Source organism: Haemophilus sp. HMSC061E01 (assembly GCF_001810345.1).
In the GTDB taxonomy this organism is placed as follows: Bacteria; Pseudomonadota; Gammaproteobacteria; order Enterobacterales; family Pasteurellaceae; genus Haemophilus_D.
Map to the genome: position 1 here is coordinate 304,949 of NZ_KV801005.1, position 20,344 is coordinate 325,292.

At 40.2% G+C, this 20,344-nt stretch carries 20 protein-coding genes; 14 read left to right on the forward strand and 6 right to left on the reverse strand.

Translation table 11 applies throughout. From position 1 onward, the window contains the following. Window positions 1–43: 43 nt before the first annotated feature. Together ftsN and priA are read right to left on the reverse strand one after the other, a co-directional pair. On the reverse strand, window positions 44–928 hold the full coding sequence (ftsN, locus tag HMPREF2732_RS04960; RefSeq protein ID WP_070591656.1) for a cell division protein FtsN: 885 nt from the start codon (window positions 926–928) through the stop codon (window positions 44–46). A gap of 93 nt (window positions 929–1,021) precedes the next feature. Then, window positions 1,022–3,211: a primosomal protein N' gene (gene priA, locus HMPREF2732_RS04965; RefSeq protein WP_070591661.1), complete on the reverse strand. Its 2,190-nt coding sequence runs from the start codon at window positions 3,209–3,211 to the stop codon at window positions 1,022–1,024. Window positions 3,212–3,325: 114 nt separating this feature from the next. Between priA and trmB the strand changes: the two genes are divergently transcribed. The 9 genes from trmB to HMPREF2732_RS05010 all read left to right on the forward strand — a co-directional run bounded on the left by trmB (window position 3,326) and on the right by HMPREF2732_RS05010 (window position 11,041). Beyond that, window positions 3,326–4,072 carry a tRNA (guanosine(46)-N7)-methyltransferase TrmB gene (trmB, locus tag HMPREF2732_RS04970; RefSeq protein ID WP_049363243.1) on the forward strand — a complete coding sequence of 249 codons (747 nt, stop codon included), beginning with the start codon at window positions 3,326–3,328 and terminating at the stop codon, window positions 4,070–4,072. Between the two features lie 51 nt (window positions 4,073–4,123). Then, window positions 4,124–4,465: a YggL family protein gene (locus HMPREF2732_RS04975; protein ID WP_005696799.1), complete on the forward strand. Its 342-nt coding sequence runs from the start codon at window positions 4,124–4,126 to the stop codon at window positions 4,463–4,465. Window positions 4,466–4,686: 221 nt separating this feature from the next. Continuing rightward, window positions 4,687–5,229: a ferredoxin-type protein NapF gene (gene napF / locus HMPREF2732_RS04980; RefSeq protein ID WP_070591664.1), complete on the forward strand. Its 543-nt coding sequence runs from the start codon at window positions 4,687–4,689 to the stop codon at window positions 5,227–5,229. Next, the gene (locus HMPREF2732_RS04985; RefSeq protein ID WP_049367905.1) at window positions 5,216–5,479 is read left to right on the forward strand and encodes a chaperone NapD; all 264 of its coding nucleotides are present in this window, start codon (window positions 5,216–5,218) and stop codon (window positions 5,477–5,479) included. The genes napF and HMPREF2732_RS04985 overlap by 14 nt, the downstream gene beginning before the upstream one ends. Window positions 5,480–5,542: 63 nt before the next feature. Then, the gene (gene napA / locus HMPREF2732_RS04990) at window positions 5,543–8,029 is read left to right on the forward strand and encodes a nitrate reductase catalytic subunit NapA (RefSeq protein ID WP_070591667.1); all 2,487 of its coding nucleotides are present in this window, start codon (window positions 5,543–5,545) and stop codon (window positions 8,027–8,029) included. A 116-nt stretch (window positions 8,030–8,145) separates the two neighbouring features. Next, window positions 8,146–9,051: a ferredoxin-type protein NapG gene (gene napG / locus HMPREF2732_RS04995; RefSeq protein ID WP_070591670.1), complete on the forward strand. Its 906-nt coding sequence runs from the start codon at window positions 8,146–8,148 to the stop codon at window positions 9,049–9,051. Continuing rightward, window positions 9,051–9,941, forward strand: coding sequence for a quinol dehydrogenase ferredoxin subunit NapH (gene napH / locus HMPREF2732_RS05000; protein WP_070591672.1), 891 nt, complete (start codon window positions 9,051–9,053; stop codon window positions 9,939–9,941). Before napG ends, napH begins: the two co-directional genes overlap by 1 nt. Before the next feature lie 21 nt (window positions 9,942–9,962). Further along, window positions 9,963–10,391 (forward strand): nitrate reductase cytochrome c-type subunit, encoded by a 429-nt coding sequence (locus HMPREF2732_RS05005; protein WP_049365639.1) that lies wholly within the window; start codon window positions 9,963–9,965, stop codon window positions 10,389–10,391. A gap of 11 nt (window positions 10,392–10,402) precedes the next feature. Then, a complete protein-coding gene (locus HMPREF2732_RS05010; RefSeq protein ID WP_070591674.1) occupies window positions 10,403–11,041 on the forward strand; it encodes a NapC/NirT family cytochrome c in 639 nt (212 codons plus the stop codon). A gap of 52 nt (window positions 11,042–11,093) precedes the next feature. Here HMPREF2732_RS05010 and gss read toward each other — a convergent pair whose 3' ends face one another. Beyond that, complete coding sequence (gss, locus tag HMPREF2732_RS05015) at window positions 11,094–12,983, reverse strand: bifunctional glutathionylspermidine amidase/synthase (protein WP_070591677.1); 1,890 nt, start codon at window positions 12,981–12,983, stop codon at window positions 11,094–11,096. Window positions 12,984–13,152: 169 nt separating this feature from the next. Further along, window positions 13,153–14,226, reverse strand: coding sequence for a TrmH family RNA methyltransferase (locus HMPREF2732_RS05020; RefSeq protein WP_070591679.1), 1,074 nt, complete (start codon window positions 14,224–14,226; stop codon window positions 13,153–13,155). A 149-nt stretch (window positions 14,227–14,375) separates the two neighbouring features. Between HMPREF2732_RS05020 and pssA the strand changes: the two genes are divergently transcribed. The 5 genes from pssA to HMPREF2732_RS05045 all read left to right on the forward strand — a co-directional run bounded on the left by pssA (window position 14,376) and on the right by HMPREF2732_RS05045 (window position 18,632). Then, window positions 14,376–15,743 (forward strand): CDP-diacylglycerol--serine O-phosphatidyltransferase, encoded by a 1,368-nt coding sequence (gene pssA / locus HMPREF2732_RS05025; RefSeq protein WP_070591682.1) that lies wholly within the window; start codon window positions 14,376–14,378, stop codon window positions 15,741–15,743. 125 nt (window positions 15,744–15,868) lie between these two features. Then, a complete protein-coding gene (gene asd, locus HMPREF2732_RS05030) occupies window positions 15,869–16,738 on the forward strand; it encodes an archaetidylserine decarboxylase (RefSeq protein WP_070591684.1) in 870 nt (289 codons plus the stop codon). A 22-nt stretch (window positions 16,739–16,760) separates the two neighbouring features. Then, window positions 16,761–17,393 (forward strand): BamJ family beta-barrel-assembly machinery protein, encoded by a 633-nt coding sequence (locus HMPREF2732_RS05035; protein WP_070591687.1) that lies wholly within the window; start codon window positions 16,761–16,763, stop codon window positions 17,391–17,393. A 79-nt stretch (window positions 17,394–17,472) separates the two neighbouring features. Continuing rightward, window positions 17,473–17,826: a helix-turn-helix domain-containing protein gene (locus tag HMPREF2732_RS05040; RefSeq protein WP_070590897.1), complete on the forward strand. Its 354-nt coding sequence runs from the start codon at window positions 17,473–17,475 to the stop codon at window positions 17,824–17,826. Beyond that, window positions 17,814–18,632, forward strand: a complete 819-nt coding sequence (locus tag HMPREF2732_RS05045) for an IS3 family transposase (RefSeq protein ID WP_261673760.1) — start codon at window positions 17,814–17,816, stop codon at window positions 18,630–18,632. Before HMPREF2732_RS05040 ends, HMPREF2732_RS05045 begins: the two co-directional genes overlap by 13 nt. 45 nt (window positions 18,633–18,677) lie before the next feature. Here HMPREF2732_RS05045 and HMPREF2732_RS05050 read toward each other — a convergent pair whose 3' ends face one another. Then, the gene (locus HMPREF2732_RS05050) at window positions 18,678–19,058 is read right to left on the reverse strand and encodes a hypothetical protein (RefSeq protein ID WP_070591690.1); all 381 of its coding nucleotides are present in this window, start codon (window positions 19,056–19,058) and stop codon (window positions 18,678–18,680) included. A gap of 112 nt (window positions 19,059–19,170) precedes the next feature. After that, window positions 19,171–20,280, reverse strand: a complete 1,110-nt coding sequence (gene proB / locus HMPREF2732_RS05055) for a glutamate 5-kinase (RefSeq protein WP_049368896.1) — start codon at window positions 20,278–20,280, stop codon at window positions 19,171–19,173. Between the last annotated feature and the right edge of the window lie 64 nt (window positions 20,281–20,344).

Here is a 20,344-nt window from a genome sequence, read left to right on the forward strand (position 1 = left end):
AAAAAAAGTGCGGTTATTTTTAACCGCACTTTTAAATTCTGAATTACATTCCAATCACTACGCAACTCGCCACTGATTTTGCTTTATCTTGTGCTGCTGTTGCGGCATCTCGACTACCAAATGGTCCCACTCGTACGCGGTTCCATTCTTCACTTGTCGCAATTTGTGCATTTACGCCAGCCATCGCTAGACGACCTTGTAAGCTTTCTGCTTGTGCACGATTTTTAAATGCTCCACATTGTAAACCGAATTTTTTGCCGCCAGCCTGTACTTGTTGTTCAGCGGGTTTCGGTTCTACTTTTTTCGGTTGCTCAGTTTTAGCAGGTTCCGTTTTTGCGGGTTCAGCTTTCACCACTTCTACTTTTTTCGGCGGTTCAGGCTTTTTAACTGGCTCTGTTTTTTTAACTGGCTCAGGCTTTTTCGCTTCTGGGTTTGCTGTTTGCTGAGCTAGCTGAGTTTGAGCTGTCTGTGCTGGTTGAGCTTGCTGTGCTTGAGCCGCGGCTTTTTCTGCATTCGCCGCTTCTTGCTCTTTACGTTGAGCTTCTAATTTTTTCGCTTCTTCTGCCGCTTTTTGCTCCTTTTCCATTTGAATCAGCACTTGACGCTGCTCTTCCGTCAAACGCATATTTTTTTCAACAGAAGAAGGATTATTATCCACCGGCACCGTACGGGTTTCTAATTCTTTAATATAGTGCCATACTTCTTCTGGACGATTTGGTAACACACTTTTCGGTTGCGGTTTTTCCGGCTGAACATTTGTCGTCACTACTGGTGCTGGTGTTTTACTTTTTAAGAAGTAAAGCCCTAACCCAAAACCTAATACCGCCACCAACGCAAAAACAATTAAGGTATTACGATTAAAACTTTTCTTTGCTTTCTTTTTATTATTTTTTGAGCCGCTTCGACCGGCAAAATCTCGATGAGCCACGATAAAATCCTAAAATATTCGATAAATTAAACTTAGAGTATAAAAAACGCTTAATTCTACTGAAAAACAGTGCATTTTTCTAGGGAATTTTTGCTAACTCAAATCCAATGGATCCACGTCTAAAATTAACCGCACTTGAGAAGACTTTATCAGCTCTGGTGAATATCGACTCAATGCCGCCTGTAATTGTTTCCGAGAAGCGTGCTGTAATAATAACTGCCAACGATACTGCCCTGCTTTTTTGCTGAACGGTGCGGGAATCGGCCCCAACACTTGCAAGCCTTCTATTTTTTGTTCATAGAAGAAAGAGGCTAATTGCGACAATGCATTTTCCGCCTCTTCAGAATGACGACATTGTGCTTTAAACAACGCTTGGAAACTAAACGGAGGCAAGCCCATATTATGCCGCAACTTCAAGGTTTCTTCTGCAAAGGCTTGATAGCCCTTTTCAAGTAAGGTAGTTAATAACGGGTGATCCGGATAATGCGTCTGCAAAACCACTTCGCCTTGTTTTTCGGCTCTGCCTGAGCGTCCTGCAACTTGTACATAAAGCTGCGCTAAACGTTCTTCGGCTCTGAAATCAAGGGAAAATAAGGCATTATCTACATTCACTAAAGCAACCAAAGTGACATTCGGAAAATGGTGTCCTTTGGCTAACATTTGGGTGCCAATTAAAATCTGACTTTTACCTTGCTGAATATCCTCTAAATAACCTTCAAGCTTGCCTTTTCGTGCTGTGCTATCACGATCGATACGAGCAATATTATATTGTGGGAAACGTACTTTTAAGGTTTCCTCCAGTTGTTCAGTGCCTAACCCCGTTGTGACTAAATGCGTTGAACCACAATGACCACATTGCATCGGCACTGTTTTTTGTGCGCCACAATGATGGCAGCGTAAAACACGCTGGTGTTGGTGATAAGTATAAGGTTTTTCGCAATGATGACACTCATCAATCCAACCACATTCATGACATAACAACACAGGCGCAAATCCACGTCGATTAAGGAATAACAACACTTGGTTACCTTTTTCTAAGTGTTCTTGCATACGTTTCAATAACGGTTCGGATAAGCCGTTTTGAATTCGTTGATGTTTTAAATCAATCACAAACTGGCGAAGTGCGGTCGCATTTCCGGCCCTTTTTGATAGCACCAAATGATGATATTTACCATTTTGTACGTTATTCACACTTTCCAAACTTGGGGTCGCAGAACCTAACAAAATAGGAATATTGAGTTTTTGCGCTAAAACAATGCCTAAATCTCTCGCATGATAACGCCAGCCATCTTGCTGTTTAAACGAGCCGTCATGCTCTTCATCTAAAATGATTAAGCCGAGATCTGAAAACTGGGTGAAGAGCGCCGATCTTGTACCAATCACGATTGCACTCTGTCCTGTTCTTGCTCGCTCCCAAACATTTAAACGCTGCGTATCATTCAGGTTGGAATGCAATACATCAATTTCTACATTAAAGCGAGCTTGGAACCGTCTCACGGTCTGAGGGGTAAGCCCAATTTCAGGAACAAGCACTAAAACCTGTTTGCCTTTCTTTAAGACTTCTTCAATGTATTGCAGGTAAATTTCAGTTTTACCTGAACCAGTCACGCCCTCTAACAACCACACATTAAAGCCTTCTTGGAAAAGCAATTGGCTAAATGCAAGGGCTTGTTGCTTGTTTAAGGTCAATCGGTTATCAAGATTAACTAAAGGATTATCCCCTAGCGCTTGCTGCCAACTTTTTTGTTCAGTAGGCACAATAATCTCTTCCACATAATCTTTGCCTTTAAGGGCTGACCAAATTGCGGAACTGATTTCATTGTTACCTTTTTCTAGATCTTGCGTTAGCAACAAATTTAAGGCTTCAATTTGTTTTTTAGCGCGTTTTAATGCACCCAATTCTAACGCTTGTTTTCCAAGGTCCGTAATACGCCAAAAAGTGCGGTCATTTTTAACCGCACTTTCTCCATTACGAAGTTTGACTGGCAAGGCTTGAAACAACACATCGCCTAATGCTGCACGATAATAATTAGCGGACCAAGCCAACCAATCCCAAGTTGTCGAATTAAAGAGTGATTCAGCATCAAGTACATCAATAATCGGTTTTAACTTTTCTTTTGCTACATCCGAAGAAGCTGGCAAATCTACCACGATCCCGACTCGTTTTTGCGAACCAAAAGGCACCAATACTCGTCCACCAACGATTGGCGTCAAGTCGGGCGAATAGAGATAATCAAAAAATCGGGGAAGCGGTACGGCTAATGCAACTCGGACAATATTCATAACAAAAAAACAATTAAAAATTTTCGCTATTATACGGGAATTAGGTGGAAAAATCCCACAACCTTGCCTTTTAGTGTATAATCGCCGCCAATTTTAATTAAGCAAATAAAAACCATGACAGAAGAGCAAAAAACCTTTGCTGATCAAAAACGTAAAACCGTTGAAACGGCTGAATTTACAGAAGATGGTCGTTATAAACGTAAAGTTCGTAGCTTTGTATTGCGGACCGGTCGCTTAAGTGATTTTCAAAAAAACATGATGAACGATCACTGGCCTGATCTTGGATTAGATTATCAAAACGCTCCTTTTGATTTTGCCGCGATTTATGGCAATACAAATCCCATTATATTAGAAATTGGCTTCGGAATGGGGAAATCTTTAGTGGATATGGCTGAAGCGAATCCTGATAAAAATTATCTCGGTATTGAAGTGCACACGCCTGGTGTGGGTGCCTGTATTGCTTATGCGGTAGAAAAAGGCGTGAAAAACCTTCGCGTGATTTGCCATGATGCCACTGAAATTTTACGTGATTGTGTGAAAGACGGCGAATTAGGCGGTTTACAACTTTTCTTCCCTGATCCTTGGCACAAAGCGAAACATCATAAACGCCGTATTGTTCAACCGCACTTTGTAGAGCAAGTCGTCCAAAAATTGCAACCAAATGGCTTTATTCATATGGCAACGGACTGGGAAAACTATGCAGAACAAATGCTCGAAGTGCTTTCAGCCAATGAAAATTTAGTCAATACTGCCGAACAAGATTATATTCCACGTCCTGATTTCCGCCCTCTTACAAAATTTGAGGCGCGCGGTCATCGTTTAGGTCACGGTGTGTGGGATTTATACTTTAAGAAAAAATAATCATCGAGATGATGACTATACCCATTACCTTAATATAGGAGAAAATCGAAAATGAAAACTCGTAATCAACGTCAACGTAAAAAACTTCACTTAGCTGAATTCCAAGAATTAGGCTTTTTAGTGAATTGGCAATTTGCTGAAGGAACCAGCATCGAAACTATCGATGAAACCGTTGATCGTTTTATTGCTGAAGTGATTCAACCAAACGGCTTAGCTTATGAAGGTAGCGGCTATTTGCATTGGGAAGGCTTAGTTTGCTTAGAGAAAATCGGTAAATGTGATGAAAGCCATCGCCAATTAGTACAAAAATGGTTAGAAGAGAATAAATTGCAACAAATCGAAATCAGCGAATTATTCGATATTTGGTGGGATTACCCAACAAAAAACGCATAATATTTTAAGCACACTCAGGGCGGATCATCCGCCCTATTTAATAATCATTTTCACTTATTTTTTAACAATTTATTTACACTTCTAATTTCTTTTCAAAATATCCTTGATCTACCTCAAGAAAAGTGTATATTTCTTAAAAATTACTCCTTTTAGGTAGTTACTATTTTGTTATTGGAGCTCGATAATGCTCCCCTTGAAAACACCGAACTTTAAAGAAAAATATGGCGATTGAAAATCCTTCTCGCAGACAATTATTACGTGGGCAATTTTTACAATCGTTACATTCTGAAAACGCTAAAATTCAAGGTATAAATGCTATCCGTCCACCTTGGTCGGTAAACGAAGCAGACTTTACAGATAAATGTACTCGATGCGGTGATTGCATACTGGTATGTGAAACCCAAATTATCGTAAAAGGTGATGGCGGCTTTCCTAAAATACAATTTGACAAAGGTGAGTGCACTTTCTGTCAAAAATGTGTTTTAGTCTGCGAACAACCGATTTTTCGCTCATTAGAAGAAGAGCCTTGGGCACATAAAGTTGAGATTACAACGCAGTGCCTCACAGAAAATCGAGTGGAATGTCGAAGTTGCCAAGATAGCTGTCCGATGAATGCCATCCGTTTTCAATTACAGCTTGGTGGTGTGGCAAAACCCATTTTAGATTTAGAAAGCTGTAATGGTTGTGGCGCTTGCCTAAGTGTTTGCCCAACAAAAGCAATAAAAATTTTTAATATTGAAACAAATATCGATGAGTCAATTTAGCGAAAATGAGAACTGGTATGTATGCAGCATTGTTGTGCAAGCCAGACCAGAAAAACTTAACCAAGTCAAAGAAGCCATTTTAGCGATTCCAACCGCTGAGATTCATGGCGAAAAATCTGATGAAGGCAAATTGGTGGTCACCCTTGAAAGTAACCGTCAATTAGCATTAGCGGATCTTATGGATGAAATTAAAGATATCCCAGGAGTAATTGTCGTTTCTTTAATTTCTAATTACTTAGATGAAAAATAAATAATTTAGGAATACATACTCTTTTGTATATTCTAAAAAATTCAACAACGAGTGGGGAAAACTATGGAACTTAATCGTAGAGATTTTATGAAAGCCAATGCTGCACTTGCAGCGGCAGCGGCTGCCGGTATGACCATCCCTGTTAAACAGGTTAATGCGACCGAAGATATGGGCATCAAATGGGATAAAGCCCCATGCCGTTTCTGTGGTACAGGATGTAGCGTATTGGTAGGAACCAAAGATGGTCGAGTTGTCGCAACTCAAGGTGACCCAGATGCAGAAGTAAACCGCGGTTTAAACTGTATCAAAGGTTACTTCCTTTCTAAAATCATGTACGGTGCAGACCGTGTACAAACTCCGTTACTACGTATGAAAGATGGCAAATTCCATAAAGAAGGTGACTTTACACCGGTTTCTTGGGATCAAGCTTTCACTATCATGGCGGAAAAAATCAAAGACATCTTGAAGAAAAAAGAACCAAATGCTGTAGGGATGTTCTCTTCTGGTCAAACGACTATTTATGAAGGCTATGCAAAAGTAAAACTTTGGAAAGCTGGTCTTCGTTCAAATACTATCGATCCTAATGCTCGTCACTGTATGGCGTCTGCAGCGGTTGCGTTTATGCGTACATTCGGTATGGATGAACCAATGGGTTGCTATAACGATATCGAGAAAACCGATGCATTTGTGCTTTGGGGTTCAAACATGGCGGAAATGCACCCAATTTTATGGTCTCGTATTTCTGACCGTCGTCTTTCTTCTGATAACGTGAAAGTTGTAGTTATGTCAACATTCGAACACCGTTCGTTTGAATTAGCTGATGTGCCTATCGTATTTAATCCACATGCAGACCTTGCAATCCTTAACTACATTGCAAACTACATTATCCAAAACGATAAAGTAAACTGGGACTTCGTTAATAAACATACTAAATTCAAACGTGGTGAAACTGATATCGGTTATGGTCTACGTCCAGAACACCCACTTGAAGTTGCAGCGAAAAACCGTAAAACTGCAGGTAAAATGTATGACTCTGACTTCGAAGAATTCAAGAAAATCGTTGCACCTTATACATTAGACGAAGCACACCGTATTTCTGGTGTACCAAAAGATCAGCTTGAAACCCTCGCGAAAATGTACGCGGATCCAGAACAGAACTTAGTATCTTACTGGACAATGGGCGCTAACCAACACACTCGTGCTGTATGGGTTAACCATATGATCTATAACGTACACTTATTAACCGGTAAAATTTCTAAACCAGGTTGTGGTCCGTTCTCATTAACGGGTCAACCTTCAGCTTGTGGTACAGCGCGTGAAGTGGGTACTTTCGTTCACCGTTTACCAGCGGACATGGTGGTAACCAATCCTAAACACGTTGAAATCACTGAGAAAAAATGGAAATTACCAAAAGGTACCATTCCAACTGTTCCTGGATACGCAGCTGTGCAACAAAGTCGTGCATTAAAAGATGGTAAATTAAACTTCTTATGGCAACTTTGTACCAATAACATGCAAGGTGGTCCGAATATTAACGAGGAAATTTTCCCTGGTTGGCGTAACCCTGAAAACTTCATTGTTGTTTCAGACCCTTACCCATCCGTTTCTGCGGTTGCCGCTGACTTAATTCTTCCAACTTGTATGTGGGTAGAAAAAGAAGGGGGCTACGGTAATGCAGAACGTCGCACTCAGTTATGGCGTCAACAAGTGAAAGGTCCAGGTGAGTCTCGCTCTGACTTATGGCAAATTGTTGAATTTGCTAAATATTTCAAAACGGATGAAGTATGGGGCGAAGAATTATTAGCTCAAATGCCAGAATACCGTGGCAAAACCTTATACGAAGTGCTTTACGAAAATGGTGAAGTAAACAAATTTAAAGTACCAACAGATGTTCCGGGATACATCAATGATGAAGCCGATCACTTTGGTTACTACCTACAAAAAGGTTTATTCGAAGAATACGCTGACTTCGGACGTGGTCATGGTCATGACTTAGCACCATTTGATACTTACCACCAAGTACGTGGTTTACGTTGGCCGGTTGTTGACGGTAAAGAAACCTTATGGCGTTACCGTGAAGGCTTTGACCCGTACGTTAAAGCAGGCGAAGATGTTGCGTTCTACGGTTATCCGGATAAAAAAGCAATTATCTTAGGTGTGCCTTATGAAGACCCTGCAGAATCACCGGATGAAGAATATCCATTATGGTTATGTACTGGTCGTGTACTTGAACACTGGCATACCGGTACCATGACTCGTCGTGTACCTGAACTACACCGTGCGTTCCCGAATAACTTAGTTTGGATGCACCCAGCGGATGCGAAAAAATATGGCTTACGTCATGGGGATAAAGTGAAATTAATTACACGTCGTGGTGAAATGGTTTCTTACTTAGATACCCGTGGTCGTAACAAATGTCCTCAGGGCTTAATTTACACCACCTTCTTTGATGCGGGTCAGCTTGCTAACAAATTAACATTGGATGCAACCGATCCAATTTCAGGCGAAACCGACTTCAAAAAATGTGCTGTAAAAGTGGAAAAAGCGTAGGATTTTCCTTTCGTTTCTAGTCACTCCTCTCTTTAAAGAGAAGGGAATTTAAAATAAGAGCGGTCAAATTTTGCAACATTTTCACAAAATCGGGCCGCTTATAAAAGGAAACGCAGATGAGACTTGATCCTAACCGTCGTCAGTTTTTAAAAAATATGACAAGAACGGCTGCCGGAGTGTGTGGGGTTGGTATTATTCTTGGCTTACAGCAACAACAAGCTAAAGCTAAAGAAGGAATCGCCTTACGCCCACCTGGTGCTTTACCGGAAAAGGATTTCTTGGCAGCTTGTACCCGCTGCGGACAATGCGTCCAAGCGTGTCCATATGATATGTTGCATTTAGCTTCGCTGATTTCACCAATGGAAGCGGGCACGCCTTATTTTATCGCTCGGGATAAACCTTGCGAAATGTGTCCGGATATTCCATGTATGAATGCTTGTCCAAGTGGCGCATTAAGTGAGGAACTTAAAGACATCAATGATGCGAGAATGGGGTTAGCCGTATTGCTAGACCATGAAACTTGTCTTAACTGGCAGGGGTTGCGTTGTGATGTGTGTTATCGCGTTTGTCCATTAGTAGATAAAGCGATTACACTTGAACGTATCCACAATGATCGTACAGGGATTCATGCAAAGCTTATTCCAACTGTTCACTCTGATGCTTGCACCGGATGCGGTAAATGCGAACAAGCTTGTGTGTTAGAAGAAGCGGCAATTAAAGTCTTACCGATGGATATCGCCAAAGGATTACTCGGTCGCCACTATCGCTTAGGCTGGAAAGAAAAACAAAATGCCGGAAAATCCTTAATTGAGGAACAACATCCGGATGGCTTGCGTCCAGCAATGGATGCTCGTATGCCGGAAGGCTTACATGAACCGGTTTATCAACCAATGCAGGTTCAACCAAATCAAAAAGTGGCAACACCGAATCGTGCAACAATGGATTATGTACCGAATCCAACGACAGTTCCAGAAGCTGAGCAATTCCCAAATCTGGACTTAAACATTAAGGGGGTAAAATAATGGCTGAAAAATATACCCCGAATAAGCCCAAAGATGCTGGCTTAGAAGCTCGTAAAAAACTCGGTTGGTGGCATGCTTACCGCTTTTTAATTCTACGTCGAATCAGTCAATTAAGTATTATTTTGATGTTCTTAAGTGGCCCGATTTGGCAAGTTTGGATTTTAAAAGGCAACTACAGCTCAAGCATGCTTTTGGATACTGTGCCATTGACAGATCCATTGATTACCGCTGAAAGTTTAGCGACAGGTTACCTACCTGAAATCACAACGATTATTGGCGCCTTGGTTATTGTTATATTCTACGCCATCGTAGCGAGCAAAGCCTTTTGTAGTTGGGTTTGCCCAATGAATATGGTGACCGATGCTGCAGCTTGGTTACGTAGAAAATTAGGTATTCGACAATCATTAAAAATTTCACGTCAACTGCGCTATGTGATTTTAGCCGTGATTTTAGTTGGTAGTGCAATAACGGGGACGCTCTTATGGGAGTGGATAAACCCTGTCGCAGCACTTGGACGCATCTTTGTTTTTGGTACAGGTGCAACCCTTTGGTTAGTTGCGGTCATCTTTTTATTTGACTTACTTGTTGCCGAACATGGTTGGTGCGGTCACCTTTGTCCGATTGGTGCGATTTATGGTGTCATTGGCAGTAAAAGTTTAATAAAAGTTAATGTAATCGATCGTGATCGCTGTGACCGTTGTATGGATTGTTATAATGTTTGCCCAGAGCCGCAAGTATTAAGACTTCCTTTACACGGTGGACCGGAAGATAGCCAAATTGTATTGGCAAAAGATTGTATTACTTGTGGACGCTGTATTGACGTGTGCGCAGAAAATGTATTTACATTTGGCTCTCGCTTTGAGAAACAAATAAAAATTAAAAATATTTAATTATTTAATGGAGTGGATTTCATGAAAAAATCATTTATTTTCATGCTGGCTTTATGTAGTGGATTGGCATTTGCTGATGCACCACAAGTTGCAAACAGCATCGATAAAACAGCAGAAAGTCTTGCACCTGCATTTAATAATCCTTATAAAGATGTAGGCAATATTCCTGTTACTTTTCCTAACCAACCCCCACTTGTTCCACACAGCATTCGTGGCTTACAAGTAACTAAAAATGCGAATCAATGTTTAGGTTGCCACGCGCCAGATGTTGCCCCAACAACGGGTGCGCCACGTGTTCCTGAGAGTCATTTCTTAACACGTGATGGTCAAAAAACAGAAGGTACCTCACCACGTCGTTATTTCTGTTTACAATGCCACGTTCAGCAAACTAACGTAAATCCAATTATTCAAAATAAATTTGAAACTATTCGTCAAATGCAAGGTAAATAAGGAGCTAAACCATGATTAAATCAAGCATTCAGAAAGTTTGCCGTTGGTTACGCTCTCCGAGCAAAATGGCAATTGGTGGGGTTATTTTATTAACTATCATTGGTACTATCGTTGGCACTAACCTGTTTAATGCTGGAATGGCGACAACCAATACAGAGCAATTCTGTTCAGACTGTCATACTAATGACGTTGTACCTGAGTACCAAGCGTCAATCCACTTTAGTAACCGTTCAGGTGTGAAAGCAATTTGTTCAGACTGTCACGTTCCACATGAATTCATTCCAAAAATGGTTCGTAAAATGCAGGCATCGACTGAAGTTTATGCATACTTTACGGGTAAAGTAGATACTAAAGAAAAATTCGAAAAACATCGTTTAGAAATGGCAGAACGCGAATGGGCGCGTATGAAAGCGAATAACTCACAAGAGTGTCGTAACTGCCATAACTTTAATGATATGGATTACTCACAACAAAAAACTGTGGCACAACAAATGCACGCACTTGCACAGGAACAAAACAAAACCTGTATCGACTGTCACAAAGGGATTGCACACCATCTTCCAGATATGTCAAAAGTACAACAAACTTTTATTCCTGCTGATATGTTAAAAACAGATGAAAAACCAACTGATAACAAAGAAGCAAAATAATTTTATAAATTAACAATAACAAATCGGCACCCATTGAGTGCCGATTTTATTTTTATTTCTTAAGGAAATCTTTATCTGATAATACTCTTAACGGTTGCATATCGCTATTTCCCATAATGACCAAACTTGGGTCTGAGCGTAAACAACTACCACCATAATGCCCCCCTACAGTGAAAGTACAAACCTGAACATATTGGTCTTCCACTTTTGGTAAACACCACAGTTGTTGATAAATACTTTCCTGCTTATCAAAACGGCCATCTGTGCTATCGAGTACAGATTTACACTCGCCAATGAGTTTCACATTATCACCTCGACGACCTGCAATTGGTTTTTGTGCGTAACCATTTTTAATCAGTTCAGGTGTCAATTCAAATCCCGCTTCAAGTAGATAACGATGATTTGGGAATAATGACCATAATACAGGTAAGATCGCTTTATTACTTGGAATGGCTGTCCAAAGTGGCTCGTAAACTAAGACTTCTGGACGAAGTAACACATCAATTAACCGCACTTTATCTTCAGGATATCCCGTACGAATTGGTGGAGCCACTTCCATGCCTGTCGCATCTTCACGAAGTTGCTCTAACATGGTTTCCCAAGCCCATGTTTTCCACACCGTTTTTATCTGGTTATCTTCATCATCAATTAAACGACCACGACTATCCCAATGTAGCCCCTCTGTACCATGAATAATTTTGGCTTGAAATCCTGCTTGAACCAGTGCATTACGCATAAACAATGAGTGGTAATCTTCTTCATCATCATGATCTTGCATAATATGAACAAGCGGCGTAGCTTCACTGTGTTTCCAACAATCCGCTAATGCATTACGTAAACCATCAGCAGGATTTTCACCAATATTCAATCCGCCTTGGATTGCCCATCGATTCATAAACTCACCGGCTTCCGCATGACAAGAGGCTGAATCAGCGTTGTATTCATACACTTTCAATCCACGACTATCCATGCAGAAATCTAAACGCCCCGTAATGGTTTGATAACGGCGATTTTGCCAAGATAAACGTAAGCGAGGCCATAATAATTTTGGAATATTGAAATATTCTAATAACTTATCGTCCTTTAACACTTTGTCTGTGGCATGCAAATACATTAAATGTAATTCATTAGTTGCACGAATCAACTCATGCTGTGCTGTTTCAGACATCGTAAAGTAACGATATTGGTCAGAATGGCTAACTTTATGCCCGCCCATGGCTTTCACATAGGCAGCTTCAAATTCATTTTGCTCATTCAGCCATTTGTGTTCAAACTGACCGTTGTTTTCAATATGTTCTGCATGAATTTCAAGTTTCTCTTTTTCAGGTGTTGGCTGTGGCAGACTGTATTCGGTGTCTTCCGTTTGGATCATCCAACCTAAAATTTCGGTATCATCAAAGGTATCATGCAGAAAATACCCCGTTTCTGAAACTGTCATTGGTAATTCACGCGTCCATTGCTGTCCACTAGGTAAGCGAGAGTGAATCACGTTTTGTTCAGCAATGCGGATTTTATCCTCTAAGACTTCGGTAATAATCGCCACATGCCCCGTATGTTTAAATTCGCCCCCCTCTTGCCAAATTAAAAGGGCGCCAGCTTCAGGCTTACGTTTGCAACCATTTGCAAAGGCTTGTAAGGGTAATAAGGCATCATTCACCACTTGACGTAAAAATCGTAGAGAAAAGATCTCGTAAGCCATTCCTACATCAGTAAACACCATGCCATGATTGAGATATAAATAACGGCGTGCAAATTCTACACACTGCCATTTGTATCCCATGTACTCTCTTCCCAAATAACTGCGAAAGGCGGCATCATCCGGATACTCTTTCTCATCTGCTGTATGATAATCTGATGAATAAATCGCAATCCCACCCGGTGCATAACCTAATAAACTTCCGAAAGGATCATGTGTACTAATATTGGCTGAACGTTCAGGCATAAAAACTCCCTGTTAAATAACTACTCGGAATAGTATAGATCTTTTGTCCAACTTCCCCCAAAAACTTTATGAAAGAAAGATGAAAAATTGAGTGAGTCATCATTAAAAAAAGAAAAAGGCTGACATCTGCCAGCCTTAAAAATAAGTATAAAAATGACCGCACTTGAGGTTATTTCACATACCAATGTGCTAATAAAATCCCTGTATTTACCGCAATATTTAATCCTGCTTTTAATGGATTACTTAAAGAAAGACGCACATTTACATCTTGTTTCTCACGAATATCATCCGTACTGCCTTCACTCAAGACTAATGCAACTTTTGCTGCAAATTTGAGTTGTTCCAACGCAATACCTTGTTTATTGGTTGATACATGAATAATCTGATAACATGCCTTACGTAAAGCCTCTAACGCAATTTCCGTACTTTCTGTTTCTAAAATACGAATATGCTCCATTCCACCTTCAGTTACACGCATCGCAGCCGGTGCATAAAGCTGTTCAACTTGATTTGTTACCACATTTTTAATGCCATAGAAGGCGCAAGTACGCACAACACCACCTAGGTTTTGCGCATTATTGACTTGATCAAGCACGACTAAACAGTCTTCTTGACGCGGTACATCTAAATAACCTTGCAAAGAAAAAGTACGTTGTTTTTTCACTAACATACAAATTCCGCCATGATGCTCCGTGCCGCTCACTAAGCTTAGCTCATCACTATCCACCACGTGATACACTTTTTTATTTGCGGCTAAATAACTGAGAATCTCGCCAATTCGATGCGCCATTTGCACCGTTGCCCATACGCGAACGATGCTCTCTGGACGTTCAGCAAACAATTCTAAGCATGCATTTTCACCATACACTTTCATTTCTTCAGCGCGGTTCTTTTTAATTTTCTCCGGTGCTCGTGGTGATAATGCGCCCGTTTTCTTTTCTTTCGCTTTATAACTCACGCCAGTGCTTTTTACTGTTACTTTTACCGAGCCACTTTCACCATTGGCTTTATTTAATGAAAGTTCAGCAATTTTCGGCTCTCTCACTTCTTGCTGTTGGAAACCTCGAGAAGGTTTACGATCATCCCGTTTTTTATCAAAGTGTGGTCGATTTCCCTCACGTTTTTCATTATTACGACGATCATCAAAGCGACTTTCTTTGTCATTAAATGCGCGTTTTGGGCTACGCTCTTGAAAAGATTTGGTGGAATTTGTTTGGAATGATGGTTTGCGTGAATTGCTCATAATTTGCTTCTCGAAGGAAAAGTTGGATAATAATTCGCCAAAAAATGCGAAAATTTGTGAGCATTATAACGAAAAAAAACCTTTTTTCTATCAATCCTCAAAGGAAATATTGTAAACTAGAGCATTAATTTTTAGTGTAGAGATAGATTATGTTAATCAATAAAGCTAAACGAGCAGAACAAAATTTAAAAAATTTACCTTTTCTTCCTTTACAGGCAGAGCAGGTTGAGTTTCTGTTTAGTCCGCTTGAATTCAAAGCACAAATTATAGAATTAATTCGCCAAGCTAAAAAACGTATTTACGTGACCGCACTTTATTGGCAAAAAGATGAAGCGGGACAAGAAATTCTCAATGAGATTTATCGCGTAAAACAAGATCATCCTGAATTGGATGTGAAAATTTTAGTGGATTGGCATCGCGGACAACGCAATTTACTCGGAGCAGAAAAATCTGCCACTAACGCTGATTGGTATTGTGAACAACGCCAAACCTATCAACTTCCCGATGAACCGAATATGTTCTTCGGTGTGCCAATTAATACCCGCGAAGTCTTCGGTGTATTACATATTAAAGGTTTTGTATTTGACGATACCGTCCTTTATAGCGGTGCAAGTATCAATAACGTGTATTTACAACAACAAGATAAATACCGTTACGACCGCTATCAAAAAATTCACAATGCTGCACTTGCGGATTCTATGGTGAATTTCATCAATGATTATTTATTGGATTTCAGTGCAGTACATCCATTAGATGTGGCTAACCGCCCTCGTACAAAAGAAATCCGCAGTGCAATAAAAGCTTATCGTAAAAACTTATCTGCCCATGCTGAATATCAGTTGGAAAGTGCGGTTGGTTTTTCCGATGCTTTAACCATTTCACCACTTTTTGGTTTAGGTGCATCAGGCAACGAATTAAACCAAGTTATCGAAGATTTATTCTTACAAGTACAGGAAAAATTGGTGATTTGTACGCCTTATTTCAACTTCCCTCGCACGCTAAGAAGTAAACTTGCCCACTTATTAGAACTTGGAAAACGTGTTGAAATTATCGTGGGTGATAAAGTCGCGAACGATTTCTATATTCCACCAGAGCAGCCGTTTAAAATGGCGGGTGCATTACCTTATTTATATGAAAGCAATCTTCGTCGTTTCTGCGAGAAATTTGATGCTTACATTAAAAATGGCCATTTAACGGTGCGTTTATGGAAAGATGGCGATAACACTTATCACCTCAAAGGTGTTTGGGTGGACAATCAGTATATTCTTTTAACAGGGAACAATCTGAATCCTCGTGCATGGCGTTTAGATGCAGAAAATGGATTATTAATCCACGATCCAAAACAAGAACTTCTGTCACAAGCGGAAAAAGAATTATCACATATCCTCCAACATACCAAAGTATTGCAAGATTATTCTGAATTAGAAGAATTGACGCAATATCCTGAACCGGTGCAAAAACTGTTGAAGAAGTTTGCTCGGATTCAGGCAGACAAATTGGTCAAAATGATTTTATAAATACAAAAAGAAGCCGGCAAATGTCGGCTTCTTGCTTTCATCTTGCGCAAAAATATTGGCTAACATTGCACAAGTGAAATAAGTTGTTATAATCGCCCAACTTTTTAATCTTATCGGAGAAATCAATGAACCCAATTTCTTATTGGCAACGCCTAAAAGTTGCATTTCAATATGTGATGCCACAAATCTATATGACACAAGCAGCAGGTTGGTTAGCTAAACAAAAATGGGGCGCAATGACACATTTTGTGATTAAAGCGTTTACAAAAAAATACAACATTGATATGAGCATTGCTGAAAAAGAAAAATTCAGTGATTACGCCAGTTTTAATGAATTCTTTATCCGTCCATTAAAAGAAAATGCACGACCAATTAACCAAAATCCAACCGCACTTTGTTGCCCTGCGGATGGCCGTGTAAGTGAATGTGGACACATTGACGATGATCGTCTATTACAAGCAAAAGGTCACTTTTTCAGCTTAAATGATTTATTAGCGGAAGATAAAGATTTAACCGAGACCTTTAAAAATGGGGAATTCATCACCACTTATTTATCACCACGTGATTATCACCGTGTACATATGCCATGTGATGGTACACTTCGCAAAATGATTTACGTGCCGGGTGATTTATTCTCCGTCAATCCATTTTTAGCGAAACATGTGCCGAACCTCTTTGCACGTAATGAGCGTGTGATTTGTGTCTTTGATACTGAATTCGGCACCATGGTACAAATCTTAGTGGGAGCAACAATCACTGCGAGTATCGGCACTGTTTGGGCTGGTGTTATTAATCCGCCACGTCATAACGAAGTGAAAGAGTGGACTTATGAAGGTGAAAGTGCGGTTAAATTAAGCAAGGGTCAAGAAATGGGTTGGTTCCAACTTGGTTCTACCGTGATTAATTTATTCCAAGCCGGTCAAGTGAAAATTGCCGATCATTTAAGTGTTGATGAACCTGTTCGCATGGGTGAAATCTTGGCATTGAAAAAATAGTTTTACAACAAAGGGAAAAACAATGACAGCTCAAATTTTTGAACAAGTAAAATTAGAAAGTATTTCTGAAAAAGGCAGCTACGGTATCGGTTTACAAATCGGCCAACAATTAGCAGATAGCCAAATGGATATTTCTGTTGAAGCGGTAGCAAAAGGCATTTTCGATGCGTTAAACCGCAATCAACCTGCATTAGAAATTAATGATTTAATGCACTCTGTTCAAGCACTTCAACAACAAGCGGCTGAAGCACAACAAGCGCAATTTAAAGCGATTGAAGAAGAAGGTAAAAAAATCTTAGAAGAAAACGCGAAAAAAGCAGGCGTAAACGTGACTGATAGCGGTTTACAATACGAAATTTTAACCGAAGGTAACGGTAACAAACCATCTGCAACGGACAAAGTACGTGTTCACTACACAGGTACATTACCAGATGGTACCATATTCGACAGTTCGGTTGCTCGTGGCACACCAGCTGAATTCCCAGTAAATGGCGTAATTCGTGGTTGGGTTGAAGCATTACAAATGATGCCGGTTGGTTCTAAATGGAAACTCACTCTTCCACACGAACTGGCTTACGGCGAACGTGGTGCGGGTGCATCTATCCCACCATTCTCAACCTTAGTGTTTGAAGTCGAATTACTCGATATCCTTTAAAACGAAAAAGTGCGGTTAATTTTGATCTGCACCCCAAAAGTTGGACTCAACAAACCAACAATTGAGGTGCAGATTTTTTATGGGTAAACACTACACAATCGAATTTAAATTACAGGTTCTTCAACCTATTTTGAATGAGAAAATGAGTATTAGGGAAGCCGCGCGTTTTTACAATATTCCTTCCAACGCCCTAGTCGGGAGATGGTTGAAACGGTTTGAAAAAAGTGGCATAAAAGGACTTATTCCCCGTAAACCATCAGGACGACCGCCAATGAAACCCAAATATGCAAAAATGCCACCACCACCCAAAACTGAAGAAGACCGTTTACGCCTGAGAATTTTACAGCTTGAAGCGGAGGTGGCCTACCTAAAGGAGTTGAGAAGGCTCAGACTTCAGGACGAAGCCGAGCAACGGAGATTATCCAAAGGTTAAGAACACGCTATCCGTTAAAATGGCTTTTAGGCTTTGCACAGTTAGCGCGTAGTACGTTTTTTGCGAAACTTCAAATTAAACCGGATAAGGATGAGTTGTTGAAAAAGGCCATTAAACGCATCAAAGCCAATCATCCTGATTATGGCTACCGACGTGTTCATGCCAGCTTGCTAGGCATGAATCATAAAAAAGTCCAACGTTTAATGCAGACACTTGGGCTTCAAGTGCGGTCAAGAAAAAGCAAGAAATTTACGACCTATCGAGGCACGATAGGGGGGATTGCACCGAATCATCTTGAACGCGATTTTAGTACAACGGCCCCGAAACAAAAATGGGTAACTGATATCACCGAGTTTAAGGCGAAAGATGGGAGTAAAGTCTATTTATCTCCAATTTTAGACTTATTTAACAATGAGGTAGTCTACTATAATCTCAGCTATTCCCTAAACTGGGCGAAAGTAGAGGACATGTTAATGCAAGCCGTCAAAGGATTAAATAAAGCTTGTGGTGTCATTTTGCATTCAGACCAGGGATGGCAATATCAAATGGTAGCTTATCGTCGAATCTTGGCTGAACATGGCATCATTCAAAGTATGTCGAGAAAAGGGAATTGCTTAGATAACGCCACAATGGAAAGTTTCTTTGGGCGATTAAAAACGGAATGTTTTTATGGTCGGGAATTTAAAACAAAAGAAGAGATAGTTGATGCTGTCAGGGATTATTTGGATTACTATAATCATCGACGGATTCAACTAAAATTAAAAGGACTGAGTCCGATACAATATCGAAAACAATCCTTTAAATAACAGTCTAACTTTTTGGGGTCAGATCAATTTTAACCGCACTTTTTTTTATTCTTCTTCATCTTCACTATAACGATCATCATCGTCATAATCATAGGTTAAGAGAGCATCCTCATCATAACCCTCTATATCAATCTGAACGCCATTTGAGCCTGCATCAAAACCATTAAACCATGCGGTTCTTAGCTCTTCAGGTACACGTCGGCCACAATAATTAATTCGTTTATTCAATTGAGATTGGCTTTGCGCTTGGAAATCTTTTCCGACACGATAACCATCTAAATACCAGTCATCTTTATCATGACAAGCCGTCGTATTTAAACGTTTTACGTGTTTGCTCACTGAAATGGGGCTACGATGTTTCACATAATAGCCCTGCGTACAAGCACTTAATAGCCCAACAGCTAAAACGGTCGCTATTAATCTCATGTTGTCTCCTTTTACTACTTAATATCGGGCTATTGCCCTTTTTATGGTTCTATAGACCGACAAAATAAAAGGAAGGTTCAGAAAATATAAGAGATCCGATTTCTATTTTAAGCTATAGCACAATCATGTCATCACGATGTAATGCAACTGCACCGTACTCATAACCAAGAATTTGTTCAATTTCTTGGGATTTTTTCCCTTTGATTAATTCCAACGCATCGCTGTTATAACGAGGCATACCGAGTGCAATCACTTTACCTGAGGTATTCTTAATTTTGACGACTTCACCACGTGAGAAACGCCCTTCCACAGCCGTAATCCCTGCTGGCAGCAACGATTTATTCTGTACTAACATAGCATTTTCAGCGCCTTCATCAATCGTCAGCATTCCTGCTGATGGTGCAGCAAATAACCACTGTTTACGACTTTCTAGACGATCTGAGTGATGAGCAATAAATTTCGTGCCAATTGGTTTATCGTAAGCCAAATCCACAATGACATCTGGGCGACTACCTGGCGCAATAATGGTCTCAATACCTGAACGCGTTGCCACATCTGCTGCAATAATTTTTGTACTCATCCCGCCAGTACCAAGGTTTGTACCGCTACCGCCTGCAATCGAACGAATATGGTCGGTAATTTGCTCAACCACTGGAATCAATTTCGCATCTGGATTTTTACGAGGATCGCTTTCATATAAGCCTTGTTGATCCGTTAATAAATAAAGTTGTTCCGCTTGCACTAAAATCGCGACTAGCGCCGATAAGTTATCGTTATCCCCTACTTTAATCTCAGCCGTTGCCACCGCATCATTCTCATTAATCACTGGAATAATGTGATTGTCCAACAGCGCATGTAATGTATCGCGCGCATTTAAAAAACGTTCACGATCCTCAATATCGGCACGAGTTAATAAAATTTGTCCAATATGAATATCATAAATCGCAAATAATTTTTCCCAGGCTTGGATAAGCTGACTCTGCCCTACTGCGGCTAGAAGCTGTTTTGACGCAATGGTTGGAGGAAGTTGAGGATGATTTAAATAATGTCGTCCAGCGGCAATTGCACCTGATGTCACAATCACTACACGAAAACCTGCTTGATGAAGTTGGGCAATCTGGCGAACAATATCGACCATATGTGGTGCATTCAATTTTGGGGAACCATGCGTTAATGTGCTAGTACCAAATTTTACGACGATTGTTTTGCGATTTGCCGACATAGTTTATCCTCAGTGAAAAAATAGAAAAGTGCGGTTAAATTAGCACTAAAATTAATAAAAATCA